This window comes from Candidatus Colwellia aromaticivorans, from assembly GCF_003333305.1.
GTDB lineage: Bacteria > Pseudomonadota > Gammaproteobacteria > Enterobacterales > Alteromonadaceae > Colwellia > Colwellia aromaticivorans.
In genome coordinates this window covers 1-1,211 of the sequence record NZ_QOLD01000083.1, presented here as the reverse complement: position 1 = coordinate 1,211, position 1,211 = coordinate 1, and the positions used below count along the sequence as shown (strand labels likewise).

At 39.7% G+C, this 1,211-nt stretch carries 1 tRNA gene and 2 rRNA genes; all 3 read left to right on the top strand.

The features are described from left to right. A 16S ribosomal RNA gene (locus DWA31_RS13550) occupies window positions 1-226 on the top strand; the annotation flags it as partial. Window positions 227-383: 157 nt separating this feature from the next. Next, window positions 384-460: transfer RNA gene (locus DWA31_RS13545), tRNA-Ile, on the top strand. Window positions 461-1,093: 633 nt separating this feature from the next. Then, window positions 1,094-1,211: ribosomal RNA gene (locus tag DWA31_RS13540) — 23S ribosomal RNA — on the top strand; the annotation flags it as partial.

The following is a 1,211-nucleotide window of genomic DNA, read 5'->3' as shown; positions in this document are numbered from 1 at the left end:
CAACTCGACTCCATGAAGTCGGAATCGCTAGTAATCGTAGATCAGAATGCTACGGTGAATACGTTCCCGGGCCTTGTACACACCGCCCGTCACACCATGGGAGTGGGATGCAAAAGAAGTGGCTAGTCTAACCTTCGGGAGGACGGTCACCACTTTGTGTTTCATGACTGGGGTGAAGTCGTAACAAGGTAACCCTAGGGGAACCTGGGGTTGGATCACCTCCTTATCTTGAAGTAAAAACGAATAATGGATTTATGTGGTTTGCGCTTGGTCGCGCTTTGACATCCGTGTCACTGCGACCTTAGTACATCCATGTACGTCAGAGTATTCACACAAATTGTATGATAATGAAATGAAGAAGAAAGCCTCTGGGCTTACAAAATAGGTCTGTAGCTCAGCTGGTTAGAGCGCACCCCTGATAAGGGTGAGGTCGGCAGTTCAAGTCTGCCCAGACCTACCAAATTCTTCGTTATACGGCGTTATTTAATAACTCGCTTAGGAAAAACTAAGCTTCGCTATTAAATGCCTTGTCTAACTTGAATTGCATTTTACTTCTTCAACTAAAGAAAGAAGCCAAACTTAACACATCATTTGATGATGATTTAAGTTTGGTTTTTAACCAAATTGCTTAGCGAATGTGACTAAGTAATAAGTTCTTTAACAATCTGGAAAGCTGATATAAATACCGATATTTATAAGGTGAACACGGTGTCGCGCTGTTGTTTACGTAATTATAGATATCACCGATTAAATTCTCCCTAACTCTTGTTAGAAGAGAAGTTAATCAACAAAAGAAAACATTCGATTATTATCTACTCGATAATAATTGTCTTATCAAGTAACTCACTCCATGTCTTTTGATATGGTGAGTACGTGAAAATGTCAGACTTTACAATTAACTCGGTTTAGTCACCGAGTAGTCTAAAAAGTTTTGAAATCTTTTATCTCTTGTTTTTACAATAAGGAATATCATTTTTTAATGTCTTTTGGATGTTAGGCAAGGCGCTTTAATACGAAGTGTAGTTTCTTCTACATGAGTATAAAAGCAACGACGCATAACGCCAAAAAACGATGAAACTACTTAGGGTTGTATGGTTAAGTGACTAAGCGTATGTGGTGGATGCCTTGGCAGTTAGAGGCGATGAAGGACGTGTTAATCTGCGAAAAGCTTTGGTGAGGTGATAAAAACCGTTATAGCCAAAGATGTCCGA